Raw genomic sequence first — 5,975 nt, forward strand, 5'->3', positions numbered from 1 at the left:
CCGGCGCGCTTGACCGCATGCTCGATCGAGTGGGCGGCCAGGGTGGGGCCGTAAGTCATGTTGAAAGCGCCCTTCCAGCTCTTGGCCAGGCCGGTGCGGGCGGTGGAGACGATGACGACGTCGGTAGTCATGTTGGCGGTCCTTGCGATTCAGTTAAACGTCGTGCCGGCTTCGGCCAGTTGCACCAGCAGCGGGGCGGGCTGCCACGAAGCGTCGGCGCCGGGCTCGGCCGCGAAGCGGCGCAGGGCGCGCACGACGTTGGGCAGGCCCACGATGTCGGCGTAGAGCATCGGGCCGCCGCGGTGTGCGGGGAAGCCGTAGCCGTTGAGGTACACCAGGTCGATGTCGCTGGCACGCGCGGCGATGCCTTCGGCCAGGATGCGCGCGCCTTCGTTGACCAGCGCGAAGATGCAGCGCTCGACCACTTCCTCGTCGCTGATCTTGCGCGGCGTGATGCCCGCGGCCGCGCGGTAGTCGGCGATCAGCTGCTCGGTCACCGGATCGGGGATCGGGTCGCGCTTGCCCGCTTCGTAGCGGTACCAGCCGGAGCCGGTCTTCTGGCCGAAGCGGCCGGCTTCGCACAGCTTGTCGGCCACGTTGGGCGTGAGCGCCACGCCGGCTTCGGCGGCCTTGCGCTTGCGCGTGGCCCAGCCGATGTCCAGGCCCGCCAGGTCGCCCATGCGGAACGGGCCCATGGCCATGCCGTACTTCTGCAGCGCGCCGTCGATCTGCTGCGGCAGTGCGCCGGCATTGATGAGGCCTTGCGCGGCGGCGCCGTAGCGGGCCAGCATGCGGTTGCCGATGAAGCCGTCGCACACGCCCGAGACGACGGCGACCTTCTTGATCTTCTTGGCCAGCGACATGCTGGTGGCCAGCACGTCGTGCGCGGTCTTGGCACCGCGCACGATCTCCAGCAGGCGCATCACGTTGGCCGGGCTGAAGAAGTGCAGGCCGATCACGTCCTGCGGGCGCTTGGTGAAGGCGGCGATCTTGTCGACATTGAGGTACGAGGTGTTGGAGGCCAGGATCGCACCGGGCTTGCACACCTCGTCGAGCGTCTTGAAGACCTGTTCCTTGACGTCCATGCTCTCGAACACGGCCTCGATGACGAGGTCCACGTCCTTCATCGGGTCGTAGGTCAGCGTGGGCGTGATGAGGCCCATGCGCTGCTCGACCTGCTCGGTGGTCAGCTTGCCCTTGGCAGCCGAGTTCTCGTAGTTCTTGCGGATGGTGCCAAGGCCGCGGTCCAGCGCTTCCTGCTTCATCTCGAGCAACACCACGGGGATGCCGGCGTTCAGGAAGTTCATGGTGATGCCGCCACCCATGGTGCCGGCGCCGATCACGCCCACCTTCTTGATCTCGCGCTGCTTGGTGTCTTCCGGCACGTCGGGGATCTTGGCCGCGGCGCGCTCTGCGTTGAACACATGGCGCAGGGCACGCGACTCGGGGGTGAGCATCAGCGACTGGAACAGCTCGCGCTCGAACTTCATGCCTTCGTCGAAAGGCTTGGTGGCGGCGGCGGCCACGGCTTCCACACACTGCAGCGGCGCGGGGAAGTTCTTGGCCATGGCGCCCACGGTGTTGCGAGAGAACTGCAGGAAGGCTTCGGTGCCCGGCGCGACCGGCTTGACCTTGAGGTCGCGTGCGCGCTTGAGCGGTAGCTTGTCGGCCACGGCCTTCTCGGCGAACTGGATGGCGCCGGCCAGCAGCTCACCTTCGACAACGGCGTCGACCAGCGGCGTGCCTTCGAACTTCTTGGCCGCCACGGGGGCGCCCGAAACGATCATGTTGAGCGCGGATTCGAGGCCGATCAGGCGCGGCAGGCGCTGCGTGCCGCCGGCACCGGGCAAGAGGCCCAGCTTCACCTCGGGCAGGCCGAGTTGCGCATCGGGCTTGGCCACGCGGAAGTGCGCGCCCATCGCGAGCTCCAGGCCGCCGCCGAGGGCCATGCCACCGATCGCGGCCACCACGGGCTTGGGCGAGTTCTCGACCGCCTTGATCACGTCGAGCAGGTTGGGCGACTTGCCGGCGTTGGCGGTGCCGAACTCCTTCACGTCGGCGCCGCCCGAGAAGGCGCGGTCGCTGCCGATCAGCACCACGGCCTTGACCTTGTCGTCGGCCAGGGCCTTGTCCAAGCCCGCAATGATGCCGGTGCGCAATGCGTAGCCGAGGCCGTTCACGGGCGGGTTGGCCAGCGTGACGACGGCAACCGTGCCGCGAACGTCGTACTGGGTGGAGGTCGGTTGATTGCTCATGTGGGATAGCTCCTGATTGGCACTGGCGGGAACGGCGACTTGCGCAAATCGCGCCGACCTGGGGGCAGGTTCCGAGGCGATTTGGCCGAATGCGGATCAATGTTCTGCAATGCGGAACACTATTTTGCAAAGGCGACCATCGTAACTACTGAGGCCAGGCTTGTAAACAAGGTCATTCCCGACTGGATCCGGAGTTCCTGCACGCTTGTCTCGCGGGTGACAGGCAGTTGGAGCAGAATCAAGCACGCTGATTGGTAAAAGTTCCAATTTCCGGTTTTGCGTTTTGCGATGCAGAATACCGGCTTCCATTTTCCAAGCGCCCGCCTCAGGAGACATCCATGGACCTCGACTACAGCCCCGAAGAGCAGAAATTCCGCGATGAGGTGCGCAGCTTCATCAACGACAAGCTGCCCGCCGACATCCGCGACCGTGCCCGCAGCGGCCAGCGCGGCAGCCACGAAGACATCGTTCGCTGGCAAAAGATTCTTTTTGAGAAGGGCTGGGGCGCTTCGAACTGGCCCGAGCAGTACGGCGGCCCGGGCTGGAACGCCGTGCAGCGCCACATCTTCGAAGACGAGTGCGCCGAGGCCGGCACGCCGATGCAGCTGCCCTTCGGCCTGAAGATGGTCGCGCCGGTGATCATGCGTTTCGGCAACGAGGCGCAGAAGAGCTACTTCCTGCCGCGCATCATCTCGGCGCAGGACTGGTGGTGCCAGGGCTACTCGGAGCCGGGTGCGGGCTCCGACCTGGCCTCGCTCAAGACCCGCGCCGTGCGCGGCACCGACGACAAGGGCGAGCACTACATCGTCAACGGCCAGAAGACCTGGAACACGCTCGGCCAGTACGCCGACTGGATCTTCTGCCTGGTGCGCACCAGCACCGAAGGCCGCCAGCAGGAAGGCATCAGCTTCCTGCTGATCGACATGAAGACGCCGGGCATCACCGTCAAGCCGATCATCATGCTCGACGGCGAGCATGAGGTGAACGAAGTCTGGTTCGACAACGTGCGTGTGCCGGTCGAGAACCGCATCGGCGAAGAGAACAAGGGCTGGACGTATGCCAAGTTCCTGCTCGGGCACGAGCGCACCGGCATTGCTGGCGTGGGCCGCTCCAAGGCTGCGCTGCGCCGCCTGAAGGCACTGGCCCGCCGCCAGAACGGCGACAACGGCAAGCCGCTGATCGAAGACCAACGCTTCCGCGACCGCATCGCGCAGGTCGAGATGGAGCTGATGGCGCTGGAGATCACCAACCTCAAGGTCGTCTCGCAAGAGGGCAAGGCCCACGCGCCTGGCCCAGAGGCCTCGATGCTCAAGATCAAGGGCTCCGAGATCCAGCAGATGCTGACCGAGCTCGCCATGCAGGCGCTCGGCTCTTACGGTGTGCCCTGGCTGCACGACGGCCAGGACCTGGCCGGCAGCTCGCAGCCGCTGACCGACTTCTTCTCGGCCCGCGACACCGACACCAGCGGCGCCTACTTCAACGTGCGCAAGACCACCATCTACGGCGGCTCGACCGAAGTCCAGAAGAACATCATCAGCCAGATGATCCTGGGCCTCTGAACGAAGAACCTACGAACGAATACGAGGACACACCATGGACTTCAATCTGAGCGAAGAGCAAACCGCCATCCAGGACAGCCTGAAGCGCTACCTGGCCAAGGACTACGGTTTCGAGCAGCGCCGCGCCATCACCAAGAGCGCGCTGGGCCACAGCGCCGAGGCCTGGGCGACCTACGCCGAGCTGGGCATCCTGGCCCTGCCGTTCCCCGAGGCCGTGGGCGGCCTGGGCGGCAATGCCGTCGACACCATGCTGATCGCCGAGACGCTGGGCAGCAGCCTCGCGCTTGAGCCCTTCCTGTCCAGCGTGGTGCTGGCTGGCAGCCTGATCAACGACATCGGCAACGCCGCGCAGCGCGACACGCTGCTGGGCGGCATCACCCAAGGCACGCTGCAGGTCGCGCTGGCGCACGGTGAACCCGGCGCGCGCTATGCCACCAACCACGTTGCCACCAGCGCCAAGAAAGACGGCGATGGCTGGTCGCTCTCGGGCCACAAGGCGGTGGTGCTGGGCGCCCCCTCGGCCGACAAGCTGCTGGTCTCGGCCCGCACCTCGGGTGGCGCCTTCGACGCCAACGGCGTGTCGCTCTTCGTCGTCGACGCCAAGGCGGCGGGCGTGACGATCCGTGCCTACGCCACGCAAGACAACCAGCGCGCCGGCGAGGTGCTGCTGAAGGACGTGAAGGTCGGCGCCGATGCGCTGGTCGGTTCGGTGAACCAGGCGCTGCCGGCCATCGAGCACGCCATTGACCGCGGCATCGCCGCGCTGTGCGCCGAGGCGGTGGGCGTGATGGCCACGCTCAACGCGCAGACGCTCGAGTACCTCAAGACGCGCAAGCAGTTCGGCGTGCCCATCGGCAAGTTCCAGGCGCTGCAGCACCGCATGGCCGAGATGGCGATCGCTGCCGAGCAGGCGCGTTCGATGGCGCTGCTGGCTGCCGTCACGGTCGACGGCAACGACCCGGCCGAGCGCCGCCGTGTGGTGTCGGCCGCCAAGGCCTACATCGGCCAGTCGGCGCGCAAGGTCGGCCAGGAAGCCGTGCAGATGCACGGTGGCATGGGCGTGACCGACGAGCTGATGGCTGCGCACCTCTTCAAGCGCCTGACGGTCATCAACGCCACCTTCGGCGACGTCGACCACCACCTGGGCAAGTTCAGCGACAGCCTGCTGGCCGCCTGACGCCTCCCGCACCTCGCCCACGACCAGGGCCCGCATGCATCACGCAGCGGGCCCTTCTCACTCCAACAGCACAAGAACATGACCGCCGACCTCATCATCAACCGCCGCGATCTCGACTTCCAGGTCTTCGAAGTCAACGACGCCGAGGCGCTGACCCAGCGCCCGCGCCACGCCGACCACAGCCGCGAGACCTTCGTCGCCGCGCTCGATGCGGCGATGGCCATCGCCGCCGACAAGTTCTTCACCCACAACCGCGAGAGCGACGAGGAAGAGCCCACCTTCGACGGGAAGCAGGTCACGATCATTCCGCAGGTGAAAGAGGCGCTGCAGGCCTACTGCGAAGCCGGTTTCATCGCCCCCACGCAAGACTACGAGCTCGGCGGCATGCAGCTGCCCGTGCTGCTGGGCCAGGCGTTCTCGGCGATCTTCAAGAGCGCCAATGCGGCCACCAACTCCTACGTCGGCCTGACCATCGCCAACGCGAACGTCATCAACCGCTTCGGCACCGACGCGCAGAAGAAGCGCTACCTGCCGCACATGTTGAGCGGCCGCTTCTTCGGCACCATGTGCCTCACCGAGCCGCAGGCCGGCTCCAGCCTGTCCGACATCACCACCACCGCGGTGCCGCAGGCCGACGGCAGCTACCGCCTCACGGGCAACAAGATCTTCATCTCGGGCGGCGACCATGAGCTGAGCGAGAACATCATTCACCTGGTGCTGGCACGGCTGCCCGGCGCACCGGCGGGCGTGAAGGGCATCTCGCTCTTCATCTGCCCGAAGTTCCTGGTCAACGACGACGGCTCGCTGGGTGCGCGCAACGATGTCGCGCTCGCCGGGCTGATCCACAAGATGGGTTGGCGTGGCACCACGTCGACCATGCTGTCCTTCGGCGAGAAGGGCAACTGCTACGGCGAACTCATCGGCCAGCCGAACCAGGGCCTGGCCGCGATGTTCCACATGATGAACGAGGCCCGCATCGGCGTC

At 66.4% G+C, this 5,975-nt stretch carries 4 protein-coding genes and 1 pseudogene; 3 read left to right on the forward strand and 2 right to left on the reverse strand.

Annotated features, from left to right (window positions below):
- Nucleotides 1-131, reverse strand: a pseudogene (locus VFL64_RS01300) (acetyl-CoA C-acyltransferase); the annotation flags it as partial.
- 18 nt (nucleotides 132-149) lie between these two features.
- Nucleotides 150-2,255 carry a 3-hydroxyacyl-CoA dehydrogenase NAD-binding domain-containing protein gene (locus VFL64_RS01305; protein WP_489538569.1) on the reverse strand — a complete coding sequence of 702 codons (2,106 nt, stop codon included), beginning with the start codon at nucleotides 2,253-2,255 and terminating at the stop codon, nucleotides 150-152.
- Nucleotides 2,256-2,593: 338 nt separating this feature from the next.
- Here VFL64_RS01305 and VFL64_RS01310 point away from each other — a divergent pair, with 338 nt between their 5' ends.
- From VFL64_RS01310 to VFL64_RS01320, 3 genes are all read left to right on the forward strand, one after another.
- On the forward strand, nucleotides 2,594-3,814 hold the full coding sequence (locus VFL64_RS01310) for an acyl-CoA dehydrogenase family protein (RefSeq protein ID WP_489538570.1): 1,221 nt from the start codon (nucleotides 2,594-2,596) through the stop codon (nucleotides 3,812-3,814).
- 34 nt (nucleotides 3,815-3,848) lie between these two features.
- Entirely contained in the window at nucleotides 3,849-4,991 is a 1,143-nt protein-coding gene (locus VFL64_RS01315; RefSeq protein ID WP_489538571.1) for an acyl-CoA dehydrogenase family protein, read from the forward strand.
- 78 nt (nucleotides 4,992-5,069) lie between these two features.
- Nucleotides 5,070-5,975: acyl-CoA dehydrogenase family protein (locus VFL64_RS01320; protein WP_489538572.1), on the forward strand; the 906-nt coding region annotated here is incomplete at its 3' end.

Source organism: Rhizobacter sp. (assembly GCF_035702065.1).
Taxonomy (GTDB): Bacteria; Pseudomonadota; Gammaproteobacteria; order Burkholderiales; family Burkholderiaceae_C; genus Rhizobacter.